Raw genomic sequence first — 23,426 nt, forward strand, 5'->3', positions numbered from 1 at the left:
TGCTGATGATTTAATAGCAATAGGCTACAAAAAAGCAGGAGAAAATAATACTACATATATGGTAGGGACAAAGGCTGAAATAGAAGAAATAATTGAGTCAGCTAAGAAAGGTGATTCAATTGAGATTTTAAATGGAGATCTTGATTTAAATGTAGAAAATGGTGGCGTTAGTATAGTTAATAAAGGTGATGGTAATGTAACTGTAAATAACAAACAAGTTGATGACACAGGAATTATCACAGAAAATAACAATGAAAACAATAATCCAAGTACAGGAACAAGCGATAAACCAACAACAGATAAACAAGATGTACAATCTCCTAACACTTATGATAATAATAATTTAACTCTTTTCTATGGTAGTGCATTTATAAGTTTAATTTCTCTTTTAGCCATAATAAAAAAGAAATTTGCCTAAAAATATAAATAAAAAATACCTTATAATATAGGTGTTTTTTTATTTATATACATATTTAAATTCTCATTGCTAAACGTATACATAATGAAGTATAATAGTATATATAAACATAAAGAGGTGAGCCTATGAAAAAATATATATTGGCAATCGACCAAGGCACAACAAGCTGTAGAACGATTTTATTTAATGAAAACGCAGACATAGTCAGTGTTGAACAAAGAGAATTCAAACAAATTTATCCAAAGGCAGGATATGTTGAGCATGACGCAATGGAAATATGGATGACACAATTGTTTACCATAAAACAATGTGTTCAAAAAGCTAATATAAATATTGATAATATTAAAGGAGTCGGTATAACTAATCAAAGAGAAACCACTGTTTTATGGGATAAAGATACAGGATACCCAATATATAACGCAATAGTATGGCAGTGCAGAAGAACTGCAGATATATGCGAAGACCTAAGAGAAAAAGGTCTTGAGCAACATATAATAAATACAACAGGACTTAAGATTGATGCTTATTTCTCTGCAACAAAAATTAAATGGATTTTAGATAATGTCGAGGGAGCAAGAAAAAAAGCCGAAGAAGGGAAAATTCTTTTTGGAACCATTGATACATGGCTTATATACAATCTGACAAAAGGAAAAGTACATGCAACAGACTACACAAATGCATCAAGAACAATGCTTTATGATATCCATAATCTAAAATGGGATGAAAAAATAATGGAAGCTTTAGATATTCCTAAAAATATCTTACCTGAAGTTGTTAATAGCAGTGGAATACTTGGATATATGGATAAAGAAATTTTAGGAAAAGAAATTCCTATTGCAGGAGTTGCTGGAGACCAACAATCTGCTTTATTTGGTCAAGGATGTTACAATGTAGGAGAAGCAAAAAATACATACGGTACGGGACTATTCCTACTTATGAATACAGGAAAAAAACCAATAAAATCTCATAACGGACTTTTAACAACTATCGCTTATGGTATTGACGGAAAAATCACTTATGCCCTTGAAGGAAGCGTATTTATAGGGGGCGCTGTTGTTCAGTGGCTAAGAGATGAACTTGGTATGATTCAAACAGCAGCAGAAACATATCAAATCGCAACAAGTGTAAATGATACTAATGATGTATATATAGTGCCTGCATTTACAGGTCTCGGAGCTCCTTATTGGGATATGTATGCAAAAGGAATTATAACCGGAATTACAAGAGGAGCAAAAAAAGCGCATATTGTAAGAGCGGCTCTTGAAAGCATCTGCTATCAAACAAAAGATCTCCTTGATGCAATAGAAGATGACAGTAAGATTCCTCTAAAAGAACTTATGGTTGACGGAGGTGCTTGTCAAAACGACTTTATAATGCAGTTCCAATCAGATATACTAAACTGCCCTGTAAATAAACCAAACTGCATAGAATCTACAGCAATGGGAGCAGCATTCCTTGCTGGACTTGCAACAGGAGTATGGAATAGTGAAGAAGAATTAAAAGAAGTAAGAAAAACAAGCAAACTTTTTAATAGTGAAATAACAGAAGAGAAAAGAAAAGAATTATATGCAGGCTGGAAACATTCTGTAAAAATATGTTTAACAAAAAAAGATGAAATATAAAAAAAGACCTTATATAAGGTCTTTTTTTATATTGAATTTCCAAGTTCAATGCTTATTTCATTAAATTTAGAAAGAAGATCATCTATATCTATATTTTCTTTTTCTTCCCCTGCTTTATCAATAATCACATTACCTTTATGCATCATTAAAATTCTATTTCCATATTCAGTAGCAAAACGAAGATTATGAGTTACCATTATTGTAGTTATCTTCTTTTCTTTTACAATCTCATCTGTAAATTTCATTATAAGTTCAGCAGTTTTAGGATCAAGCGCAGCTGTATGCTCATCTAAAATTAAGAATTTTATATCTGACATTGTTGTCATTAAAAGAGTCATTGCCTGTCTTTGCCCTCCTGATAATGCACCAACTTTCGTATCTAGCATATTTTCAAGTCCAAGGTTTAATCTAGACAAAAGATCTTTATAATAATTTACTCTCTTCTTATTTGTCCCCATTCCAAGCCCATAAGATTTTCCTTTATTATCAGCTAAGGACATATTTTCAAGTATAGTCATGCTTGGACAAGTTCCCATTGACGGATCTTGATATACTCTTCCTATTTTTCTACTTCTTATATATTCTTTTTGTTTTGTTATATCTTCATTATCTAATATAATTTTACCATTTTCAGGTTCTAAACTTCCACATATTAAGTTTAATACCGTAGTTTTTCCTGAACCGTTACTTCCTATAACAGAAATAAAATCACCATCATTTATGTTTAAATTAAAATCTTTAAATAAACATATTTCATTTATTGTTCCAATATTAAAATACTTATCTATATGTTCAAGTTTTATCATGATTTCACCTTCTTCTTCCTATCCATGCTGAATACTAAAATAATAAAGAATAAAACAGCCGTTACAAGTTTCAAATCAGAAGCTTCAAGTCCACATTCAATAGCTATTGCAACACATGCCTTATAAATAACAGAACCTAAAACAACTGCGGTAGTTGCTTTTAACTTATTTGTTTTAAAAACATTCATACCTATAATTACGCTTGCAAGACCTATAACGATTGTTCCCGTTCCCATTGTAATTTCAAAAAATCTTTGTTGCTGACACATTACACTTCCCGCAAGAGCAACAAGCCCATTTGCAAGAGCAAGCCCAATTATCTTTGTTATTCCACTGTCTTTTGCAAGAGAAGTAACTATTTTTTCATTATCTCCTACTGCTCTTAATAAATATCCTGATTTTGTTTTTAAATATAAATCAAGTAATAATTTAGCAATTAAAAGTATAATAAAAACTACTATAACTGTTTTAAACTGTGATATGGAATCAGGGAAAATACCATTTATAAAATCATTATCAAAAATAGTTTTATAATTAAAAATAGGAACATTTGCCACTCCACCGGCTATTCGTAGATTTATAGTATATAAAGCTGTCATCATAATAATACCTGAAAGCAAGTCCCTTACTTTAAACTTTACGTGTATTATACCCGTAAACACTCCAGCTAAAGCTCCCCCAAGTAGAGAAATGATTAAAGTTACATAAGGATTAACTCCCATTGTAATAAGTACTGCAGTAATTGCAGCCCCAAGGGGAAAAGTTCCGTCAACTGATAAATCCGGAAAATCCAAAATTTTATATGTAATATATACACCAAGCCCCATTATTGCATATATAAAGCCCTGTTCAAAAATACTAAGTAATAAATCCAAAACACTCTCCTCTTTTCTTAAAATGTATAAATATGAAATTAAATATTAATCTTATATTTATAAACTTTTATAGTTTGCCATATATAAGAAACTTATATATGGCAATTAAATTATTATTATTCTTCAGAAGCAACACTATCAAAAGTTTGTGAAGCACTTGATTTTACACTATCAGGAATTGTTATTCCAAGATCAGATGCAACTTTTGTATTTATAACAATTTCGCCAGCATTAAATGTTTCAAATTCCATATCTTTTGCTGTAGCCTCACCTTTTAATATTTTTGCAGCCATTTTTCCTGTTTGGTTTCCAAGTTTTACATAATCAATACCGACACAAGCAATACAACCATTTTTTATTTGTTCAACTTCAGAACCGAAAACCGGAATTTTCGCTTTGTTTGCTTTATCTAAAATTGTTGGAAGATTGCTTACAACAGTATTATCAGTTAAATTTGTTATGCAATCAACTTTTTTAAGTAAACTGTCTGTTGCCATAGGAATATCAGCAGAAGAGCTTATACCTTGTGTAACAATAGTTATTCCATATTTTGAAGCTGCATTTTCATATGCTTCAATACCTGACTGTGAATTAACTTCACTTGTAGTGTAAAGAATTCCTACATTTTTAACATCAGGCATCATATCTTTTATTAATTTTAATTGTTCGTCTGCCAAAATCAAATCAGATGTACCTGTTATATTTCCAACATTTTTATTATTATCATCTACAAATCCAGCAAGTTTTGGAGATGTAACAGCTGTGTAAACAACGGGAATATCCTTATCTTTAGTTGCGTTGTATGCGCTTTGTGCACTTGGAGTTGCTATTGCACAAATAAGATCATAATCTTTTGAAGCAAAACTTGATGCAATTTGATTATCAGTTGCCATATCTGAACCAGAATTTTTATATGTAACTGTTAAATTCTTTCCTTCTTCAATTCCTTCTTCCTTTAATCCTTGTAAAAAACCTTCTCTGCAGTTATCCAAAGAACCATGATTTGCAAATTGTAAAATACCTATCTCATAATTTCCGTCACTTGATCCTGATGAATTACCACATCCTGCAAGCACTCCTGCCATACACATTAAACTTAGTCCTACCATTAATACTTTTTTCATTTTCATTTGTCTTTCCTCTCTTTATTAAAAATTTTTATTTTAATATAGAAAAAGCCTCAAGCAAAATTGCTTGAGGCGAAATATCCGCGTTGCCACTCAAATTGACATATATAATATGCCCACTCAAATTCGTATACCATCATATACGCCCTTTATGATAACGGGTCGGGTGCCCGATGGCCCATACTTTTTTCATTTCAAAGCCACCCTCAAAAGTCCATTCAACAAGGAAATCATGCTATAATCTCACCGTCTTATAACTCTCTGTAAATCATTCTTATCTTGTCTACTACTCTTTCTCTACGGTTTTCTATATTAATGTTGTTTTGATGATACTACCTTTTAAAAGAATTGTCAATAGTTTTTTGAAAATTTAGACAATATTAAAATTTATTCTTTTATAAATAAAGGCGGCGTAATTGGTGGAATTCGACCAAATGCAGACAAAATTTGAGAAATTAAAAGAGAAACTGTACAAATTGAACAGCTTAAAAAGAAATCCTCATTTTCGAGTATCACTTTTTTCAAATCCTCTTGTTTTATTTTAGATAGAAAAACAATTGTATTATCAAATTCTTTCTTAACCTTGAATGTAATCAAAACGCTTATTTCAAGGAATAATTCATCAAGATCCAATTCAATAAGACTTCTTGTAAATTCTATGGTTAACATTTTATCATTTACATCGATAATTTCTATATGGTCATTTATTTTAAAATCCACATCAAAACCAATTTCGGGATTTTCAAAATTAATAATGCTTAATTCACTTATTTCATTTTCTTCAAAATAATCAACAAAATTATTCAACGTTATCTCCTTAAAATTTTATAGGTTTATTATATCAAAAAAAGACAAATCTTTAATAAAAAAAGGTATATAATTTTATAACAATAATAAAATCTCACAATATTAATTTTTAATTATCAGATAATATACAAATAAATGACAAAAAGAAATGATAACATATGTATATAAATATTAAAGGAGTGATGAGATGGATACATATATAAAAGCGACCATTGATGCAAGAAAAAATTTAATATTTAATCATTGCTATAATAGCAAAATAAAAAAATTTACTGATTTTTTATTTGAGAAAATAGAAAAAATGGCCGAAAATTGTAAAAATGTTGAAGAATTTGAAAATAAATTTTTAGAAAGTAAACTATGTGACAGATATAGATATATATATGAAAAAACCAATAATATAAAATAATTAAAAGTATATCCACTGGGTATACTTTTTTATTGACTTTTTTTATTTCTTGATATAATATATAATTGTAATATATCCACTGGATATATAAAGGAGGTACGATGAGCAAAGAACCTTTATATAAACAAATAAAAGATAAATTAATATCAGACTTTAAAAATTTAGAATATTATTCAATCCTACCAAGCGAAAGAGAACTTTGTGAAAAATATAATGTCAGCAGATCTACTATAAAATCTGCATTAAAACTTATTGAAGAAGAAGGATTAATAGAAAAAAGAGAGCGAAAAGGTACTTTCTATTTAGGCAATAGCCCTTATATAGACCATCAACTTACTTCAACATTAGGTTTTTACAGTGATGCAAAACTTCAAGGTAAGGAAATAAAAAGTAAAGTTTTATTCCAAAACATATGGAAAGCTGATGAATATATTGCAAAAAAATTAAATATAAATGAAGGTGATGAAGTTTTTAAACTGGAAAGACAAAGATATATAGATGATGAATTATTTTCCCTTACAACTTCTTACTTGTTAAAAAAATATGCAAAATATTTAATGAAAGAAGATTTTACAAATGCATCTTTATACAAAACATTATCAAATATAGGCATAATACCTTATAAGGGAAAACAGGAACTAGTAATAATTAAAGCTGATGAATATGATGCAATGCATTTAAACATTAAATTAAATGATCCAATAAGTTTATTAAAATCAACAACTTATACAATTACAAATGAACCAATCGAATATGTCGAAGCAAAATCAAACGCATACAAAACAAGATACGAAATGGAAGTATACCATAGAAAATAAAAAGGAGATTAAAATGAAAGATATATTAGAAATGAGTATAAATGAAATGTCAAACCTAAGTTTTGATTGTAAATGAGGAAAACACCATACTTTGAACATACACGATATATGTATAAAAGAAAATGCAATAGAAGAACTTGATAGAATAATATCACCTTTTAAAGATAATAAGATTTTTGTATTCAGTGATACTAATACTTTTAAAGCAGCAGGAAAAGAAACTTTAAATGAACTTGATAAAAACAATTATAATTATAAAAACTTTGTAATTGAAACAGGAGAAGAAATATTAATCCCTGATGAAAAAGTTGTTGGCAGACTTTTTATGGAAATGGACAACGATACAAAACTTATTATAGCCATAGGAAGTGGAAGTATAAATGATATTGGTAAATTTTTATCTGTAAAAACAGGTATTCCATATATAATTATATGCACGGCTCCTTCAATGGACGGTTATGCATCAGACGGCGCTCCTCTTATATGTAACGGAATGAAAATATCTTTTAATGCAACTTTAGCTTATGCAATCATAGGAGATATAAACATAATGAAAAATGCTCCAATGAAACTTATAAGAGCTGGATATGGAGATATAATAGGTAAAATAACTGCTTTAATGGACTGGGAATTATCAAAAGAAATAAACGATGAATACTACTGCGAAACCTGTATTCAATTAACAAAAGAAGCTGTTCAAAAAACAATTAATAGCGCTGACAAATTAAAAGACAGGGATGAAGATGCAATAAAATACTTAATTGAAGCCCTTACACTTACAGGAGTTGCAATGGGACTTGTATGTGTTTCTCGTCATGCATCAGGAGCAGAACATATGCTTTCACATTATTGGGAAGTAGATTTTATAAAAAATAATAGATTCCCCGAGCTGCATGGAATCAAAGTAGGAATTGCCACTCCTATTGTTTCAAAAATGTTTTACCTATTAAGAGATATTATACCTAACAATATAATGGAAAATGTTTATACTCCCGAAGATATAGAAAATATGTTAAAAATAATGGGAAATCCGGTTTTACCAAAAGATATCGGTATAGATAAAGATTTATTTTATGAAAGTATGCTAAAATGCTATACAATAAGAGACCGTTACAGTATATTCAAATTTGCATTAGATAGAGGAAAACTTGAAGAGTGTGCAAAAATAATTACTGATGAAATATATTAAATATTTAAAAAGAAATCTTTTATAAATGTAAATTATTGACTTTTTTATCATACTTTATTATAATAATAAAGCATGATAAATGGTCCGTTAGCTCAGCTGGTAGAGCACCTGACTCTTAATCAGGGTGTCCAGGGTTCGATCCCCTGACGGATCACCATTTTTTGAAATTTAAGCCTTAAGATATTCTTAAGGCTTTTTTATTTTTTACAATAAAAAAATACATTTATGAAAATCATAAATGTATTTTTTATTATTATTCAGCTTCTTCAATTTCTTTTGCTTTTTTAACTGCATCATCAATTGTTCCAACAAGTAAAAATGCAGCTTCAGGTAAATCATCATGTTTACCTTGTAAGATTTCTTTAAAGCCTCTAAGAGTTTCTGAAATAGGAACATATGCTCCTTGTAAACCTGTAAATTGTTCAGCAACATGGAATGGTTGAGATAAGAATCTTTCAATTTTTCTTGCTCTTCCAACGATAAGTTTATCTTCTTCGCTTAATTCTTCCATACCTAAAATTGCAATGATATCTTGAAGTTCTTTATATCTTTGAAGTATTTCTTGAACTCCTCTTGCAATTTGATAATGTTCTTCACCAACTACTTTTGGATCCAAGATTCTACTTGTTGATTCAAGAGGGTCAACAGCAGGATAAATACCTTTTTCACTGATTGCTCTTGAAAGTACAGTTGTAGCATCCAAGTGAGCGAATGTTGTTGCTGGAGCAGGGTCTGTTAAGTCATCGGCAGGTACGTATACCGCTTGAACCGATGTAATTGAACCATTCTTTGTAGATGTAATTCTTTCTTGTAATGCACCCATTTCTGTAGCAAGTGTTGGTTGATACCCTACGGCTGAAGGCATTCTACCAAGTAAAGCAGAAACTTCACTTCCAGCTTGAGTAAATCTAAAGATGTTATCAATGAATAAAAGTACATCTTGATTTTCTTCATCTCTAAAATATTCTGCCATAGTAAGCCCTGTTAAAGCAACTCTCATTCTTGCTCCAGGTGGCTCATTCATCTGACCAAAGCATAATGAAGTTTTTTCTAAAACTCCTGAATCTTTCATTTCATAATATAGGTCGTTTCCTTCTCTTGTTCTTTCACCTACACCGGCAAAAACAGAAAGACCACCATGTTCTGTGGCAATATTACTGATAAGTTCTTGGATTAATACAGTTTTACCAACTCCGGCACCACCGAACAAACCAATTTTACCACCCTTTGTGTAAGGACAAATTAAGTCTACAACTTTAATTCCTGTTTCAAATACTTCAGGAACAGTTTGTTGTTGTTCAAAAGATGGAGGATCTCTATGAATTGGAGAAAGTTTAACTCCATCCATATCCATTTCTTTTCCATCTATTGGTTGTCCTAAAACATTAACCATTCTGCCTAATGTTTTTTCTCCTACCGGAACCATAATAGGATTACCGGTAGCAGTAGCTTCCATTCCTCTGATTAGCCCATCAGTTGTATCCATAGCAATACATCTTACTGTATTATCTCCGATATGTTCACTAACTTCGATGATTAATTCTTCACCGTGATTATCAATTTTGATAGCTTCGTTTAATTTAGGTAACTCTCCGTCGTTAAACTGAACATCAACAACCGGTCCTACAACTTGGACTATTTTTCCTTTTATATTTTCCATAGGACTTTTTTGTCTCCTTTAATTCATGTGACTAATATTTCTTATGTCTAGAAATACCTTCATACGTATTTGCTAAATCTATTCTTACTAAAGCTTTCTTTAACTTATGTTCTGCATGAACAAATTCTTGACGATTATATTTGCTTGAATGAAGTTTTTCTTCAGCTCTTCTCTTAGCTTCTTCAGCTCTTTTTATGTCAACTTCTTCAGGCCATAAAGCATCATCTGTTACAACAAGGATTTTATTGTTTTCTATTAAAACAGTTCCTCCGAACAATGTTGCTTCTCTTTTTTCACCTTCTAAATTTGTTATATGCATTATCCCAATATCAGCAACAGTCATTGTAGGCACGTGATTACGCAGTACTGTCATTTCTCCGCTTGTAGCTCTAAAAGTAAATTTCTCTACATAATCTTTATAAAAAGTCCTTGTAGGAGTTGCAATTTCTAAATGTAAATTTTCATCATTCATTGTTTTTCTCCTTTACTTCAAGGCTTCTGCACCTGAAACTATTTCTATAAGTTCATTTGTAATACTTGACTGTCTGGCTGAATTGTATCTTATTTCAAGTTCATCTAAAAGCTCATTTGCATTGTCTGTAGCTGCACTCATGGCCATTCTTCTTGATGCTTCTTCACCAGCATGATTTTCAATCATAGCACCATAAAGAAGACTTGTTATATATTGAGGAACTAATTCTTCCAATAATTCCTCTCCCCCCGGCTCAATGACTAATTCACTTTTAACATCAGTGCCGTCGCTGTTCTTCGCTTTTCTTGATATAGGAAGAACTTTTGCACTTAATACACCTTGAGATACAACAGAGTTGAATTTAGAATAAATCATTCTTACCCCTCTAACATCTTTATTGCTGCTATAAAGATTAATTACTGTACCGATAATCTTTTTAGCAACACCATAGTTAGGGTCATCGCTTATTCCAATATATTCACCTACAACATCATAACCATTTTTCTTAAAATAGTCCGCTCCTTTTGCTCCAAGTGCAAAAATATAAGCATCTTCTTTTTTATCGCCTATTTGACTTACGGCTTCTTTAATAACATTAGAATTAAAACCGCCGGCAAGTCCTTTATCACCGCTTAAAACAATATATATTATTTTGTTAGCATCATCTCTTACATTAAAATATAAATTGTTTATATGAGAAGTATATTTTGCTATTCTAAGAAGAAGTTGATATGTTGCATCTGTGTAATGACTTCTGCTTATAGCTCTTTCTTTTGCTTTTCTTAATTTTGAACTTGCAACAAGTTCCATTGCTTTAGTTATTTGCTTTGTACTTGACACACTTTTTATTCTTCTTTTAATGTCTGCCATATTTTCAGCCATAACTCATAGCTCCTTTATTCTCGACCACTTAGAAACATATCTTTATAGTCGTTAATTAGTTTTGTCATTTCTGCTTTTAATTCATCATCAAAACCTTTTGCAACTTTTAATTTTTCTAAAGTACCGGCAGCATTTACATGTGCATATTCAACCAATCCTTTTTCAAATTCTTTTATGTCATCTACTTTAACATCTCTTGCAAAGTTATTTGTAATAGCATAAATAACAAGCACTTGTTCTTCTACTTTCATAGGAGAATATTGTTCTTGCTTTAACATTTCAACAATTCTCTTACCTTTTTCAAGACTTGCCTTAGTTGACTTATCAAGATCAGAACCGAATTGTGCGAATGAAGCAAGTTCTCTATATTGTGCATACTCTATTCTAAGAGGTCCGCCAACTTTTTTCATTGTTGTAATTTGTGCATCTCCCCCAACCCTTGAAACTGAAATACCAGGGTTTACAGCTGGTCTTACACCAGCATGGAAAAGTTCACTTTCAAGGAATATCTGTCCATCTGTAATTGAAATTACGTTTGTTGGAATATAAGCAGATATATCCCCGGCTTGAGTTTCAATAATAGGAAGAGCAGTTATTGAACCGCCTTTTTCAAGTCTAGCAGCTCTTTCTAGAAGTCTTGAATGTAAATAGAATACATCCCCTGGGTAAGCTTCCCTTCCTGGTGGTCTACGAAGTAGTAATGTCATTGAACGATAAGCCACCGCATGTTTACTTAAATCATCGTAAACTATTAATACATCTTTTCCTTTATCCATAAAATATTCTGCAATTGCACATCCTGAATAAGGAGAAAGATATTGAAGTGGTGCCATTTCACTGGCTGTGGCACATACTACTGTTGTATAATCCATTGCACCATATTCTTCAAGTGTTCCTACAATTTGCGCTACTGTACTTGCTTTTTGTCCGATAGCAACATACACACAAATTACGTCTTCATCTTTTTGATTTAAAATTGTATCAACTGCTAAAGCAGTTTTACCTGTTTGTCTATCACCAATGATAAGTTCTCTTTGTCCTCTTCCGATTGGAATTAAAGAGTCAATAGCTTTATAACCTGTTTGTAGCGGTACACTTACTTTTTTTCTTTCAATTACACCGCTAGCTTTTACATCGGCTCTTCTGTATTCTTCAGCTATGATATTTCCTTTACCGTCAATAGGTTCACCAAGAGCATTTACAACTCTTCCGATAACACCTTCTCCTACAGGTACACTCATAATTTTACCTGTACATTTTACAGTGTCTCCCTCTACGATATTTGTATCATCACCAAGTAGAACACAACCAACATTGTCTTCTTCAAGGTTTAAAACCATACCATAAACATCACCAGGGAACAAAATAAGTTCACCCATCATTGCGCCATCTAAACCATGAACTCTGGCGATACCATCACCCACACTTAAGATAGTACCTACTGAAGTAGTTTCTATTTTTTTGTCATAGTTTTTAATTTGGTCTTTTATAATTCTACTGATTTCTTCGGGTTTTAAATTCATTTTTATTTCCCTTCTTAAACTATCTTTGTTTCTTTTAACTGTCTTTTTATTTGATTTAGTTCATTTTTTACTGATAAATCAATCATTTTTCCATTAATAAATAGTACGATACCACCAATGATATCTTTATCTATTTTTTCATTTAAAATAATTGTTTTATCAAGTTTTTTTGATAACTTATTTTTTAAACTTTCTTTTAATTCATCACTTAACGGATTTGCACTTACAACCTCAGCATCTAAAATACCTTTATATTCTAAGTACATTTTCTTAAAATTAAGATATATCATTTTGATTTCGCAAATCCTATCCTTATCAACTAAAATATTAAAAAAGTTTTTAAGTATTTTATTATCTTCATCACTAAGAATATTGTTAATGATACCTTTTTTATCTTCTTTCATTATTGTTTCGTTTGAAAGAACGTTATAAAGTTCTTCGTTACTTAATAATGAATCATAAAATGATGTAAATTTATCATATATAGTATCTATTATGTTTTCTTCTATACATAAAGATGATAAAGAATAAGCGTATCTGTAAGCAGCATTACTCATAATGCACCTCATCCAAACTTGCAATAGCTTTTTTAATCAATGCTTCATCAGCATCTTTATCAAGTTTTGCATCTATAACTTTATTTGTTATATCTAAAGAAATATCGATAATATTATCTTTCATTTCTTTCATTGCAAGTTCTTTTGCACTTTCAATATCTTTTTTAGATTTAGCTTTAATCTTCCTAGCTTCCTCATTTGCTTCAGAAATAATATTTTCTTTTATTTCTTTAGCTTCTTTGGTAGCTTGATTTGTAATAGCTAAAGCCTCTTCATTTATACTTTTTACTTTCTTTTCATATTCTTGTTTTAAAGCGTTTGCTTTTAAATTTTCATTTTCCGCTTTGTCAAATTCTTCGGTTATAATACTTTGTCTTTTATCAATAACTTCTACGACTTTATCATAAAAGAATTTCTTTACCAAAATAAAGAATAGTAAAAATATTGCACCCTGAATTAACATTTGATAAAGCATTTCAGTTGAAAAGTTTATTAATGATCCAGCTAGCATATAATCACCACCTTACCTTTATTATCGTTGTTTTGTTTAGCTAAAAGGTTTAACAAATAATAAAATTAAAGCGATAACCAAACAATAAATAGCTGATGTTTCCGCAACAGCACAACCTGTTAATAATGTTTTTAATATTGTTCCTTCTGCTTCTGGTTGTCTTGCAACTGATTCACAAGCTTTACCTGTTGCATTACCTTGTCCAATCCCAGTACCTAATGCACCTATCATGGCAAGACCGGCACCTATTGCTGAACATGCTAAAATCAAATCACTTCCTGAAATATTCATTATTATTTCCTCCTTGAATAAAAAAGCATTTTTCTATTTTTATATTTTATCCGATTAAAAATCGGGTAAAGGCAAATTATTCTTCATCCATTGCGGATGAAATGAATACCATCGATAACATACAGAATATAAATGTTTGAAGTATTCCGGCAAACCAGTCAAAGTAACCGTGACAGAATGCTACAAAGAATGATGGTATAAGTAATAATATGGCAATAATTCTAACAATCTTATTTTCCGTAAATTTATTTACTTTCCCAAAACATAAGTAAAGACATAAAATCAATGATGTAAAGAAAACAAGCATTGCAACTTTTGCGGAACCGACAAATATAGAATATACCAATGATAATATTATAAGTCCACCTGTAATGTTACCGAATAAACGGAAACCAAGTGAAACAGGATTTGCGATCTCACCAATAATATTTATAGGTAAAAAGAAAAATACCGGTTCTGTAAAATCCTTCAAGTATTTTTTTATACCTTTTGTTTTTAATCCATAATATTGAGTTAATACAAAAGTTATAATTCCAAGTGTAAGTGTTGTAGCCAAATCCGCAGTAGGAGGTCTTACTATCCCAAGGAATACAAAACTACTTAAGTTTGCAACAAACAAGAAAGCAGCCAAGGCAAAAAAGTATGGTGTAAAACCAATGTTTTTCTTACCCATAGTACTGCTTACAAAATCTCTGCAAGCACTTACCATATATTCAGCAATAACTTGTTTTTTAGAATCAGGTCTAATTTCAAGACCTTTTGCTAAATACATTAAAAAAACGAAGGTTAAAGCTAAAATAATTACAGTCCAAATAATTGTATTAGATATAGGTATTTTGCCGATATTAAAAATATTATCAACAGTACTAATACTTACATTCATTTTCTCTTCTCCATTTTTTTATTACTTGTTTTTTAAACTAATAAGATTATAAACATATAACACGGCTCTAAAAGATAATAACCCTATTATTAGTCCTATTACATTTACTTTTATCCACTTATTAGCAACAAGAAAAACTAATACCAATATCAAGAGTACTTTTCTTATGGCAGCATGTAAATTGGCATAATTTACGGCACTGTCCTTATCCATCTTTATTGCCGTTCTTAAATCATTGAATAACATCCAATGAAATATTAAAGCAACAAGACATCCTGATATTATTCCAAGAATTATACTCTTATCTAATTTAAAAAGCAATACAAAAATTATAAAAATAAAATTTAAAATCAAAGTAAATATACTTATTTGAATTTGCTCTTTTAGTAAATCTTCAATAGTAAAATTCTCGTTATTTTCCTTATTCATTTTAAGCCTCATTCTTCTTTTTGTATTGCTTATATGGTGGTTTGCAAAAAGCAAACCACCAATTTATTTTATTTTTTCATTACATTTTTAAGAATATAATACATATTCCTAATGGCTGCCAATATACCAAGAAATAAAAATATTAACGTCCAAATATTACCCGTTTGAAACTTTGTATCTAAGAATTTTCCAAAAAACAAACATAAAACTATTGTTACAACAATAGTAATGCCCAGCTGAAAAAATATAGCCAAAGCTTTTGCAATACTTGAGATATCATTATTTTTATTATTTTCCGTCATATTTAACAACCTCAACTCCTGCTTCCTTTAATAATTCCATACTAAATTCATCAGGATAATTACCTTTATATACAATTCTTTTAATACCTGCATTTATTAACATTTTTGAACAGAGAATACAAGGAGAATCAGTTATATAAATATCTGCTCCTTCTACACTTACTCCCATGGTTGCAGCAGAAATAATAGCATTTTGTTCTGCATGGGTAGCCCTGCAAAGCTCATGTCTTTCTCCGCTTTTTATATTGTTTTTAAGTCTTATGCAAGTATCTTTTGTACAATGCTTAAGACCTTTTGGAGCTCCGTTATAACCGGTAGAAATAATTTTATGGTCTTTTACTATTATTGCTCCAACTTGTCTTCTTATACAAGTTGAACGAGTTTTTACAACTTCCAACATATCCATAAAATATTCGTCCCACGAAGGTCTTTGATTATTTTCCATTATTTTTCCCTTTTTTATTTGTATACTTTTTCTTCGTATGCTTTAATTTTGTTAATTCTGTTTTCGTGTCTTCCACCTAAGAATTCTTTTTCATCTAAATATGCTCTAAGGATTTCAGCAGCAAGTTCAGGACCTGTAATTCTTCCGCCTAAAACAATGATGTTTGCATTGTTGTGTTGTTTACACATTTTAGCAGAGAATGTATCTGTACAATGAGCAGCTCTGATACCTTTTACTTTATTAGCAGCAATGCTGATACCAATACCAGTACCACAAATTAAAATACCTCTGTCAAATTCACCGGCAGCAACAGCTTCGCCAACTTTAATTGCATAGTCAGGATAGTCAACACTATCTGCAGAATCTGTTCCGTAATCTACGAAATCGTAACCTTCCTTTTTGAATGTGTCGATTAAGAATTGTTTTAATTCATAACCACCATGATCACTAGCAATAACTATTTTCATAATTTTTCTCCTTTAAAATTAATTTATTTAAACTGCAAAGCAGTTATTAACTATTTACAAATTTATTATATCTCCTGATGCAGACTTAAGAAGTCGGTTCATATACGCAAGCCCGATACCCTCTGTATTCATAGCCTGAGCATAAATCACATTTAACTTTTTTTTATCCATTTCTCTTAAAAGAAAATATAAATTTTTACTTGCATCATTTATATCTTCTCCTAAAGACCTAAGGAATACTTTATCATTTTCAATTTTATCTAAAATATTATTTAACCCTAAAAAGCCTATATGATCTTCTTTCAAATTATTTAGATAATCTATAATAGATTTATCTTCACCACTCAAAACAACCACTTTTGTTTTAGGTTTATAATGTTCATATTTCATTCCCGGAGATTTTGGAAGAAGTGCATCTTCTTTGCTGTATCCATAAACTTTTTTGTTTATTACCTCTTCAATTTCTTTTGCACTTATTTTCCCTGGTCTAAGTAATTTTACTTTATCAGTCGAAACATCTAAAACCGTAGATTCCAAACCTATTTGAGATTCCTTTGAACATAGAATCATATCTACTTTACCACTAAGTTCCTCTACCAAATATTTTTTATTAGTTATACTTGGTCTTTTTGATATATTTGCACTTGGTGCTGCTATTGGAACATTACACGCTTTTATAAAAGCATTTGCTTCTTTGTCACTTGGCATTCTTATTCCAACGGTATCCAAATTATTTGATACGCTGTTTGGAATATTATCTGATTTTTTCATGATTAAAGTAAGAGGACCCGGAAAAAATTTATCCATTAATTTTTTTGCATCATCGCTTACTTCTCTAACTAATCCCTCAAGCATACCAAAATCACTAATATGGACTATTAAAGGATTATCCATAGGTCTGTTTTTGGCTTTAAAAATCTTTTTAACAGCTTCATCATCGTAGGCATTTGCTCCAAGACCATATACTGTTTCCGTTGGGAAAACAACAGTTCCCCCTCCATTTATAACCCTAGCGGCTTCATTAAAAATATCTGTTAAATTGTCATTATTTGTTAAATCATATATTTTTGTTTCCATAATATTCCTAAAACATTTTTCTAAATTATATCATTAATTTTTTCATTTACATACAATTTATAATCAAATATATTACATTATTTATAAAATAAATTTTAGTGTATGATAAAATTTTATTATATATATCTATCCAAACTAAAAGGGTGCCAATTATAAAAATTACACCCTTGTAAAAAATATTAAATTTTTTTTAATCTCAGTAATTAATACTCATTATCAATTAATAATCATTATAATTACAATTCTTAAAATAACCTTTAAAAATTTATCAAATTAAAAACTATTTTAATATTTTTAGTATCAATTTAGCTTCATCCATAATATTTTTAAGACTTCTCTTATTAAGAATATTTACTACTTCCAATACGTGCATAGGCTCATGAATAACATAGTCAGCACCAGCCTTAATCAAGGATTCACCACCTCTAAAGCCCCAACCACAGCCAATAGAGAAAGCTCTTGCATTCTTTGCAATTTGAATATCAACTTCGCTGTCTCCTATAAATACAACTTCATCATGATGAATATCAAGTGTTTGCATCAATTGATTACAAGATGCAGGATTTGGTTTTAAAGGAAATCCTGAATCTGCTGCTATAATATGTTTAAATTCAATATCTTCAAAAAATTCGTTTAATAAAGGAACCAATAATCTTGAAGGCTTATTTGTTATAACACATAAGTCTATATTCTTTTTTCTAAGTCCTCTTAATGCATGTCTTATATTTTTATAAGGTTTACAATTTTCATTAAAATGTTTTGAATAATAATATTGTACTTCAACATCCATTTCATGTAAAAGTTGTGGGTCGTTCATTGATTTTGGAGTAACCATGTTTATCATATCATAACAGCTTCCTCCAAATACATCCTTATATTGTTCAATTGGAACTTCATCGAATCCATGAGCTTTTAATACATGATTAATACTGTTTGCAGTATCCACCAAAGTATCCATTAACGTTCCATCAAAATCAAATACTGCTGCTTTTATCATATTTCTTCTCCTTTTATATTATTAATTATTTAATTTATTTACTATATCAATAATTTCTTCTGGGCTATGCACTATATATTTTGCCCCGGCTTGTTTAAGTTCTTCAACAGGTCTAAAGCCCCAGCTTACACCAATTATTTCACTAATATTTCCGTTTATTGCTGTTTGCATATCAACATTGCTGTCTCCAATATAAATGCATTCTTCACCACTTACTTCTAATTTATTCATTACATAATCAATACATTCTTTGCTTGGTTTAACGGGGAATTTATCAGTCTTACCTAAAATCACACTAAATGGGAAATCTCCATAAACTTTTTTTAGCATAGGAACAGTAAATTCATGACCTTTATTTGTAAGAACTCCTACTTTTATGTTCATATCTACAAGTTTTTTAAGCATACTTTCAACACCATCATATGCCTTTGTATTATCCATATAATGTTTACCGTAATATGCATTAAAATCATTAAATATTTTATTTATTAATTCTTCATCGCTTTTCTTTTCTTCCGGTAACATTCTTATACATAAATTCCTTATGCCGCTTCCAACAAAAAATCTGTATTTTTCTTTATCATGCACTTCAAATCCGTTTTGTTTTAATACATAATTACCTGCTTGAGCCAAATCTTCAAGAGTATCTATTATTGTTCCGTCTAAATCAAATATTGCTGCTTTAATCATAAATATTTTCCCCTCTATACTTTTATAATTTTAATATTTTATTTATTTTATTTTTTGATATAATAATACAAGTATGAAAAATTTATTAACAAAACTAACGAAAAAAAACAATTTAATATATTTTTTTATTATTATATATATTCTTTTAATTTTGTGGGTTTTAAACATATCGTATATTAATAATTATAACAAAGTATGTAAAAATTTACAAAATAAAAATGAAATAACTTCAATAAGCAAAAGTTCTTCTAATCCTATAAATTATGAAAGAAATAAAAATTCAAACTATATTATTGTAAAAGAAAGTATATTAACAAACGAAAGAAATGAATGCATAGGATTTATAGATAAAGGTAATAAAATCAAAATAATAAAAAGTAATAATGATAAAAAAATAATAGCTTTTGCAAATACAAAAAAAATATCACTATCAAAAACTTTTTATAAAATAAAAAACCTTCCTTTTCATATATTAACAATAGGTAGCATTAATAGCGACAGCATACAAAAAATAAAGTTAAAAAAAATTTATTTAACATTTGATGACGGCCCTACACAAATGACAAAGGAAGTATTAGACGTATTAGAGAAAAATGATGTAAAAGCGACCTTTTTCTTTAATGCTGCAAAAGATAAAGAAGATGAAAAAATAATTAAAGAAATAGTAAACGACGGACACCTTCTTGCTCTACACACTTATTCTCATGATTACAAAAAAATTTATAAAAATCCCAAAGCTTTTATTGAAGATTTAGAAAAAAACAGAAAAAACTTTAAAGACATAACAGGATATGATTGTAGAATTTTTAGATTTCCTGGAGGAACAAACAATACAGTATCATTCTCTTATGGAGGAAAAAAAGTAATCAAAAATATAATAAAACTGTCAAAAGAATACGGATATGATTATGTAGATTGGAATGCATTCCCTAATGATACAATATCAAAAGTTTCAACAAAACAATATAATATTATAATAAAACAAGCAAAATGGAATGAAGAAACAGTTGTTTTAATTCATGTATTTGACAGAAATAAAAGTTTACCCAAAGGACTTGATAACGTAATAAAACAACTAAAAAAACAAGGATATACCTTTGATACAGTAGACAATCTTTCAATGGAAATAAAATTCTCACCTGCAAATTAAAAGGCCCAACGCCTTTTTTTTTGTATTTTTGCATTGCATTTTTGCAACAAAAATATAAATTTCATTAAAATATACCTATTTTAATATGAAATTATTGGCACGATATTTGCATTATATATTATAAAACCCAACTACCCTAACATAAAACATTCGAAAGGAAGGTATATATTATGGCTTTAATGACAGGTAAAGAATATATCGAAAGTATACGAAAATTAAATTTACAAGTATATATGTTTGGAGAAAAAATTGAAAATCCAGTGGACAATCCAATTTTACGACCTTCATTGAATTCAGTAAGAGCTACTTATGACTTAGCACAAATGCCAGAATATGAAGATTTAATGACAGTAACATTAGAAGACGGCAGAAAAATAAATAGATTTACACATATTCATCAAAGCACAGATGATTTAATTAAAAAAGTCAAAATGCAAAGACTATGCGGACAGAAAACAGCATCATGCTTCCAAAGATGTGTAGGAATGGATGCATTCAATGCAGTATATAGTACAACTTACGAAACAGATAAAGCACATGGAACAAATTATCATGAAAACTTTAAAAAGTTCTTACGATACTGCCAAGATAATGACCTCGTTATTGACGGTGCAATGACAGACCCTAAAGGAGACAGAGGACTTCCTCCTTCTAAACAAGAAGATCCCGATTTATATTTAAGAGTTGTTGAAAGAAGAGAAGACGGAGTTGTTGTAAGAGGTGCAAAAGCGCATCAAACAGGAATGGTTAACTCTCATGAAGTTTTGGTTATGCCTACGATAAATATGACAGAACAAGACAAGGACTATGCTATTTCCTTTGCGGTTCCAACAGATACTGAAGGTATTTTAATGATTGTAGGCAGACAATCTTGTGACACCAGAAAACTTGAAGATTCTGATATGGATGTAGGAAATGTAGAATTTGGAGGAATGGAAGCTCTTGTTATTTTTGATAATGTTTTTGTTCCAAATGAAAGAATATTTTTAAATGGAGAATATGATTTTTCAGGAATGCTTGTTGAAAGATTTGCAGGTTATCACAGACAATCTTACGGAGGATGTAAAGTTGGTGTAGGAGATGTTCTTATAGGTGCAGCAGCAGTGGTTGCAGAATATAACGGAGCAGCAAAAGCTTCTCACATAAAAGATAAATTAATTGAAATGACACACCTAAATGAAACTTTATACAGCTGTGGAATAGCTTGTTCATCTCAAGGATATGAAACAATGTCCGGTAATTATATGATTGATTTACTTCTTGCAAATGTATGTAAACAAAACGTAACAAGATATCCTTATGAAATTGCAAGACTTGCAGAAGACATTGCAGGAGGAATAATGGTTACAGCTCCTTCACAAAAAGATTTAGAAAGTCCTGTTGTAGGAAAATACGTAGAAAAATATTTAAAAGGTGTAGCTAATATACCTACAAAAGACAGACTAAAAATTTTAAGACTTATAGAAAATCTAACACTTGGAACAGCAGCAGTAGGTTACAGAACAGAGTCCCTACACGGAGCAGGCTCACCTCAAGCTCAAAGAATCATGATAGCAAGACAAGGTAATTTAAATATGAAAAAAGAACTTGCAAAAAATATTGCAAATATAAAAGAATAACTTATATTTTTCTTTTACCTTAATCAAAATAAGAGGAAAGGAGTAAAAGATGGATATAAATAAACTATATAAAAGTAAATTAAAGACCGCTGAGGAAGCTGTAAATTATATAAAATCAAACGATAGAGTAGTTATTGCCCATGCGGTAGGAGAACCTATTTATATTGTAGATAAAATGGTAGAAAATTATAAAGCATATAAGAATGTTGAAATTGTTCAACTTGTTCCTATGGGACATTCTCTTTATGCAAAAGAAGAAATGAAAGAACACTTTAAATTAAATGCTTTCTTTCTTGGAGGGAATACAAGAGATGCTGTTTATGAAGGAAGAGGAGATTTCACACCATGCTTCTTTTATCAAATTCCTACTCTTTTCAGATCTTCCCTACCTGTTGATGTTGCCTTAGTTACTGTTTCTCCTCCTGATAAAGATGGATTTTGTTCCCTTGGGACATCATGTGACTACACAAAACCAACAGCACAAGCTGCAAAATTAACAATTGCACAAGTAAACAAAAAAATGCCAAGAACTTTAGGAGATAATTTCTTGCATATTAGTGATATTGACATCTTAGTTGAACACGATGAGCAAATTCCAGAACTTCCAAATCCTAAAATAACAGATGTTGAAATGAAAATAGGAGAAAATTGTGCAAAATTAATTAATGACGGAGATACACTTCAACTTGGCATAGGTGCTATTCCTGATGCAGTGTTAAAATTTCTTACAAATAAAAATGATTTAGGCATACATTCAGAAATGATTTCTGATGGCGTAGTTGACTTATACGAAAAAGGTGTAATAACATGTAAAAAGAAAACTTTACATAAGAATAAAATGGTTGTTGCATTTTTAATGGGAACTCAAAAATTATATGACTTTGTTCACGATAATCCTATTATAAGCATGATGGATATTGAATATGTAAATAATCCAATTGTAATAGGACAAAATGATAATATGATTTCCATCAACTCAGCATTGGAAGTTGATTTAATGGGACAAGTTTGTGCTGAAGCAATAGGATTAAAACAGTTTAGCGGAATTGGAGGACAGGTTGACTTTGTAAGAGGTTCTGCTTTTTCAAAAGGCGGAAAATCCATAATTGCATTTCCTGCAACCGCGAGAAACGGCACAATTTCAAAAATTGTTCCGTTTCTTCAAAAAGGAAGTGCTGTAACCACATCAAGAACCGATGTAGATTATATTGTCACCGAATACGGGATTGCCCATTTAAAAGGTGAAACATTAAGAACAAGAGCAAAAAATCTTATAAATATTGCTGCTCCTCAATTTAGAGAAGAACTGATTATTGAATACGAAAACAGATTTAAAGAAAAATTCAGCATATAAACAAAACCACGTATATATTACGTGGTTTTATTCATAAAAAAAGGAG

Annotated in this window: 27 protein-coding genes, 1 tRNA gene and 1 other annotated feature; of the genes, 9 read left to right on the forward strand and 19 right to left on the reverse strand. The window is 30.0% G+C overall.

What is annotated here, in order from left to right:
- Positions 1-58: 58 nt before the first annotated feature.
- Both ACTQYZ_RS07255 and glpK read left to right on the forward strand, forming a co-directional pair.
- Positions 59-418 (forward strand): hypothetical protein, encoded by a 360-nt coding sequence (locus tag ACTQYZ_RS07255; RefSeq protein WP_441416304.1) that lies wholly within the window; start codon positions 59-61, stop codon positions 416-418.
- Positions 419-543: 125 nt separating this feature from the next.
- The gene (gene glpK, locus ACTQYZ_RS07260; RefSeq protein WP_441416305.1) at positions 544-2,040 is read left to right on the forward strand and encodes a glycerol kinase GlpK; all 1,497 of its coding nucleotides are present in this window, start codon (positions 544-546) and stop codon (positions 2,038-2,040) included.
- A 26-nt stretch (positions 2,041-2,066) separates the two neighbouring features.
- On the opposite strand, the gene ACTQYZ_RS07265 is transcribed toward glpK, so the two are convergent.
- From ACTQYZ_RS07265 to ACTQYZ_RS07280, 4 genes are all read right to left on the reverse strand, one after another.
- Complete coding sequence (locus ACTQYZ_RS07265) at positions 2,067-2,846, reverse strand: ABC transporter ATP-binding protein (RefSeq protein WP_441416306.1); 780 nt, start codon at positions 2,844-2,846, stop codon at positions 2,067-2,069.
- Positions 2,843-3,721, reverse strand: coding sequence for an ABC transporter permease (locus ACTQYZ_RS07270; RefSeq protein ID WP_441416307.1), 879 nt, complete (start codon positions 3,719-3,721; stop codon positions 2,843-2,845). Before ACTQYZ_RS07270 ends, ACTQYZ_RS07265 begins: the two co-directional genes overlap by 4 nt.
- 116 nt (positions 3,722-3,837) lie before the next feature.
- Positions 3,838-4,851: an ABC transporter substrate-binding protein gene (locus ACTQYZ_RS07275; RefSeq protein WP_441022601.1), complete on the reverse strand. Its 1,014-nt coding sequence runs from the start codon at positions 4,849-4,851 to the stop codon at positions 3,838-3,840.
- A gap of 62 nt (positions 4,852-4,913) precedes the next feature.
- Positions 4,914-5,157: a binding site (T-box leader), on the reverse strand.
- A gap of 78 nt (positions 5,158-5,235) precedes the next feature.
- Complete coding sequence (locus ACTQYZ_RS07280; protein ID WP_441416308.1) at positions 5,236-5,655, reverse strand: hypothetical protein; 420 nt, start codon at positions 5,653-5,655, stop codon at positions 5,236-5,238.
- 187 nt (positions 5,656-5,842) lie between these two features.
- Here ACTQYZ_RS07280 and ACTQYZ_RS07285 point away from each other — a divergent pair, with 187 nt between their 5' ends.
- The 4 genes from ACTQYZ_RS07285 to ACTQYZ_RS07300 all read left to right on the forward strand — a co-directional run bounded on the left by ACTQYZ_RS07285 (position 5,843) and on the right by ACTQYZ_RS07300 (position 8,228).
- The gene (locus ACTQYZ_RS07285) at positions 5,843-6,064 is read left to right on the forward strand and encodes a hypothetical protein (protein ID WP_138268770.1); all 222 of its coding nucleotides are present in this window, start codon (positions 5,843-5,845) and stop codon (positions 6,062-6,064) included.
- A gap of 101 nt (positions 6,065-6,165) precedes the next feature.
- Entirely contained in the window at positions 6,166-6,882 is a 717-nt protein-coding gene (locus ACTQYZ_RS07290; RefSeq protein WP_441416309.1) for a GntR family transcriptional regulator, read from the forward strand.
- Between the two features lie 91 nt (positions 6,883-6,973).
- Positions 6,974-8,071 carry a sn-glycerol-1-phosphate dehydrogenase gene (locus ACTQYZ_RS07295; RefSeq protein ID WP_441416310.1) on the forward strand — a complete coding sequence of 366 codons (1,098 nt, stop codon included), beginning with the start codon at positions 6,974-6,976 and terminating at the stop codon, positions 8,069-8,071.
- Between the two features lie 81 nt (positions 8,072-8,152).
- Positions 8,153-8,228: transfer RNA gene (locus ACTQYZ_RS07300), tRNA-Lys, on the forward strand.
- 96 nt (positions 8,229-8,324) lie between these two features.
- Here the strand turns inward: ACTQYZ_RS07300 and atpD are convergent.
- From atpD to ACTQYZ_RS07375, 15 genes are all read right to left on the reverse strand, one after another.
- A complete protein-coding gene (gene atpD / locus ACTQYZ_RS07305) occupies positions 8,325-9,731 on the reverse strand; it encodes a F0F1 ATP synthase subunit beta (protein ID WP_441416311.1) in 1,407 nt (468 codons plus the stop codon).
- Between the two features lie 31 nt (positions 9,732-9,762).
- The gene (gene atpC / locus ACTQYZ_RS07310) at positions 9,763-10,203 is read right to left on the reverse strand and encodes an ATP synthase F1 subunit epsilon (protein WP_441022610.1); all 441 of its coding nucleotides are present in this window, start codon (positions 10,201-10,203) and stop codon (positions 9,763-9,765) included.
- Positions 10,204-10,215: 12 nt separating this feature from the next.
- Positions 10,216-11,085, reverse strand: coding sequence for an ATP synthase F1 subunit gamma (atpG, locus tag ACTQYZ_RS07315; protein WP_441022612.1), 870 nt, complete (start codon positions 11,083-11,085; stop codon positions 10,216-10,218).
- Between the two features lie 14 nt (positions 11,086-11,099).
- Entirely contained in the window at positions 11,100-12,608 is a 1,509-nt protein-coding gene (gene atpA / locus ACTQYZ_RS07320) for a F0F1 ATP synthase subunit alpha (protein ID WP_441416312.1), read from the reverse strand.
- 14 nt (positions 12,609-12,622) lie between these two features.
- Positions 12,623-13,165, reverse strand: a complete 543-nt coding sequence (gene atpH, locus ACTQYZ_RS07325; RefSeq protein ID WP_441022616.1) for an ATP synthase F1 subunit delta — start codon at positions 13,163-13,165, stop codon at positions 12,623-12,625.
- Entirely contained in the window at positions 13,158-13,676 is a 519-nt protein-coding gene (atpF, locus tag ACTQYZ_RS07330; RefSeq protein WP_441022618.1) for a F0F1 ATP synthase subunit B, read from the reverse strand. The genes atpH and atpF overlap by 8 nt, the downstream gene beginning before the upstream one ends.
- A 36-nt stretch (positions 13,677-13,712) precedes the next feature.
- The gene (atpE, locus tag ACTQYZ_RS07335; RefSeq protein ID WP_441022620.1) at positions 13,713-13,967 is read right to left on the reverse strand and encodes an ATP synthase F0 subunit C; all 255 of its coding nucleotides are present in this window, start codon (positions 13,965-13,967) and stop codon (positions 13,713-13,715) included.
- A gap of 76 nt (positions 13,968-14,043) precedes the next feature.
- The gene (locus ACTQYZ_RS07340; RefSeq protein WP_441416313.1) at positions 14,044-14,850 is read right to left on the reverse strand and encodes a F0F1 ATP synthase subunit A; all 807 of its coding nucleotides are present in this window, start codon (positions 14,848-14,850) and stop codon (positions 14,044-14,046) included.
- Positions 14,851-14,871: 21 nt separating this feature from the next.
- Positions 14,872-15,279 carry an ATP synthase subunit I gene (locus ACTQYZ_RS07345; protein WP_171020588.1) on the reverse strand — a complete coding sequence of 136 codons (408 nt, stop codon included), beginning with the start codon at positions 15,277-15,279 and terminating at the stop codon, positions 14,872-14,874.
- Positions 15,280-15,347: 68 nt separating this feature from the next.
- The gene (locus ACTQYZ_RS07350) at positions 15,348-15,581 is read right to left on the reverse strand and encodes an AtpZ/AtpI family protein (RefSeq protein ID WP_138268756.1); all 234 of its coding nucleotides are present in this window, start codon (positions 15,579-15,581) and stop codon (positions 15,348-15,350) included.
- Entirely contained in the window at positions 15,568-16,026 is a 459-nt protein-coding gene (locus ACTQYZ_RS07355) for a deoxycytidylate deaminase (protein ID WP_138268755.1), read from the reverse strand. The genes ACTQYZ_RS07350 and ACTQYZ_RS07355 overlap by 14 nt, the downstream gene beginning before the upstream one ends.
- Before the next feature lie 14 nt (positions 16,027-16,040).
- On the reverse strand, positions 16,041-16,493 hold the full coding sequence (gene rpiB / locus ACTQYZ_RS07360; protein ID WP_138268754.1) for a ribose 5-phosphate isomerase B: 453 nt from the start codon (positions 16,491-16,493) through the stop codon (positions 16,041-16,043).
- Positions 16,494-16,547: 54 nt separating this feature from the next.
- Positions 16,548-17,570 (reverse strand): L-threonylcarbamoyladenylate synthase, encoded by a 1,023-nt coding sequence (locus ACTQYZ_RS07365; RefSeq protein ID WP_441022627.1) that lies wholly within the window; start codon positions 17,568-17,570, stop codon positions 16,548-16,550.
- 280 nt (positions 17,571-17,850) lie between these two features.
- Positions 17,851-18,567 carry an HAD family hydrolase gene (locus tag ACTQYZ_RS07370; RefSeq protein ID WP_138268752.1) on the reverse strand — a complete coding sequence of 239 codons (717 nt, stop codon included), beginning with the start codon at positions 18,565-18,567 and terminating at the stop codon, positions 17,851-17,853.
- A gap of 21 nt (positions 18,568-18,588) precedes the next feature.
- Positions 18,589-19,257 carry an HAD family hydrolase gene (locus tag ACTQYZ_RS07375; protein ID WP_441022629.1) on the reverse strand — a complete coding sequence of 223 codons (669 nt, stop codon included), beginning with the start codon at positions 19,255-19,257 and terminating at the stop codon, positions 18,589-18,591.
- A gap of 73 nt (positions 19,258-19,330) precedes the next feature.
- On the opposite strand from ACTQYZ_RS07375, the gene ACTQYZ_RS07380 reads away from it, so the two are divergent.
- From ACTQYZ_RS07380 to ACTQYZ_RS07390, 3 genes are all read left to right on the forward strand, one after another.
- Positions 19,331-20,407, forward strand: coding sequence for a polysaccharide deacetylase family protein (locus ACTQYZ_RS07380; RefSeq protein WP_441022631.1), 1,077 nt, complete (start codon positions 19,331-19,333; stop codon positions 20,405-20,407).
- A gap of 170 nt (positions 20,408-20,577) precedes the next feature.
- A complete protein-coding gene (locus tag ACTQYZ_RS07385; protein ID WP_441022633.1) occupies positions 20,578-22,026 on the forward strand; it encodes a 4-hydroxyphenylacetate 3-hydroxylase family protein in 1,449 nt (482 codons plus the stop codon).
- Positions 22,027-22,075: 49 nt separating this feature from the next.
- Positions 22,076-23,380 carry an acetyl-CoA hydrolase/transferase family protein gene (locus ACTQYZ_RS07390; RefSeq protein ID WP_441022635.1) on the forward strand — a complete coding sequence of 435 codons (1,305 nt, stop codon included), beginning with the start codon at positions 22,076-22,078 and terminating at the stop codon, positions 23,378-23,380.
- Positions 23,381-23,426 lie beyond the last annotated feature (46 nt).

Source organism: Anaerofustis sp. LCP19S3_F7 (genome assembly GCF_052119445.1).
Taxonomy (GTDB): domain Bacteria; phylum Bacillota; class Clostridia; order Eubacteriales; family Anaerofustaceae; genus Anaerofustis; species Anaerofustis butyriciformans.

Excerpts from the sequence above, each read along its gene's own strand:
- ACTQYZ_RS07255 (WP_441416304.1), top strand. The coding sequence starts at position 59 with ATGGTAGGGACAAAGGCTGAAATAGAAGAAATAATTGAGTCAGCTAAG.
- glpK (WP_441416305.1), top strand. The coding sequence starts at position 544 with ATGAAAAAATATATATTGGCAATCGACCAAGGCACAACAAGCTGTAGA.
- ACTQYZ_RS07265 (WP_441416306.1), bottom strand. The coding sequence starts at position 2,846 with ATGATAAAACTTGAACATATAGATAAGTATTTTAATATTGGAACAATA.
- ACTQYZ_RS07275 (WP_441022601.1), bottom strand. The coding sequence starts at position 4,851 with ATGAAAATGAAAAAAGTATTAATGGTAGGACTAAGTTTAATGTGTATG.
- ACTQYZ_RS07285 (WP_138268770.1), top strand. The coding sequence starts at position 5,843 with ATGGATACATATATAAAAGCGACCATTGATGCAAGAAAAAATTTAATA.
- ACTQYZ_RS07290 (WP_441416309.1), top strand. The coding sequence starts at position 6,166 with ATGAGCAAAGAACCTTTATATAAACAAATAAAAGATAAATTAATATCA.
- atpD (WP_441416311.1), bottom strand. The coding sequence starts at position 9,731 with ATGGAAAATATAAAAGGAAAAATAGTCCAAGTTGTAGGACCGGTTGTT.
- atpC (WP_441022610.1), bottom strand. The coding sequence starts at position 10,203 with ATGAATGATGAAAATTTACATTTAGAAATTGCAACTCCTACAAGGACT.
- atpG (WP_441022612.1), bottom strand. The coding sequence starts at position 11,085 with ATGGCTGAAAATATGGCAGACATTAAAAGAAGAATAAAAAGTGTGTCA.
- atpA (WP_441416312.1), bottom strand. The coding sequence starts at position 12,608 with ATGAATTTAAAACCCGAAGAAATCAGTAGAATTATAAAAGACCAAATT.
- atpH (WP_441022616.1), bottom strand. The coding sequence starts at position 13,165 with ATGAGTAATGCTGCTTACAGATACGCTTATTCTTTATCATCTTTATGT.
- atpF (WP_441022618.1), bottom strand. The coding sequence starts at position 13,676 with ATGCTAGCTGGATCATTAATAAACTTTTCAACTGAAATGCTTTATCAA.
- atpE (WP_441022620.1), bottom strand. The coding sequence starts at position 13,967 with ATGAATATTTCAGGAAGTGATTTGATTTTAGCATGTTCAGCAATAGGT.
- ACTQYZ_RS07340 (WP_441416313.1), bottom strand. The coding sequence starts at position 14,850 with ATGAATGTAAGTATTAGTACTGTTGATAATATTTTTAATATCGGCAAA.
- ACTQYZ_RS07345 (WP_171020588.1), bottom strand. The coding sequence starts at position 15,279 with ATGAATAAGGAAAATAACGAGAATTTTACTATTGAAGATTTACTAAAA.
- ACTQYZ_RS07350 (WP_138268756.1), bottom strand. The coding sequence starts at position 15,581 with ATGACGGAAAATAATAAAAATAATGATATCTCAAGTATTGCAAAAGCT.
- ACTQYZ_RS07355 (WP_138268755.1), bottom strand. The coding sequence starts at position 16,026 with ATGGAAAATAATCAAAGACCTTCGTGGGACGAATATTTTATGGATATG.
- rpiB (WP_138268754.1), bottom strand. The coding sequence starts at position 16,493 with ATGAAAATAGTTATTGCTAGTGATCATGGTGGTTATGAATTAAAACAA.
- ACTQYZ_RS07365 (WP_441022627.1), bottom strand. The coding sequence starts at position 17,570 with ATGGAAACAAAAATATATGATTTAACAAATAATGACAATTTAACAGAT.
- ACTQYZ_RS07370 (WP_138268752.1), bottom strand. The coding sequence starts at position 18,567 with ATGATAAAAGCAGCAGTATTTGATTTTGATGGAACGTTAATGGATACT.
- ACTQYZ_RS07375 (WP_441022629.1), bottom strand. The coding sequence starts at position 19,257 with ATGATTAAAGCAGCAATATTTGATTTAGACGGAACAATAATAGATACT.
- ACTQYZ_RS07380 (WP_441022631.1), top strand. The coding sequence starts at position 19,331 with ATGAAAAATTTATTAACAAAACTAACGAAAAAAAACAATTTAATATAT.
- ACTQYZ_RS07385 (WP_441022633.1), top strand. The coding sequence starts at position 20,578 with ATGGCTTTAATGACAGGTAAAGAATATATCGAAAGTATACGAAAATTA.
- ACTQYZ_RS07390 (WP_441022635.1), top strand. The coding sequence starts at position 22,076 with ATGGATATAAATAAACTATATAAAAGTAAATTAAAGACCGCTGAGGAA.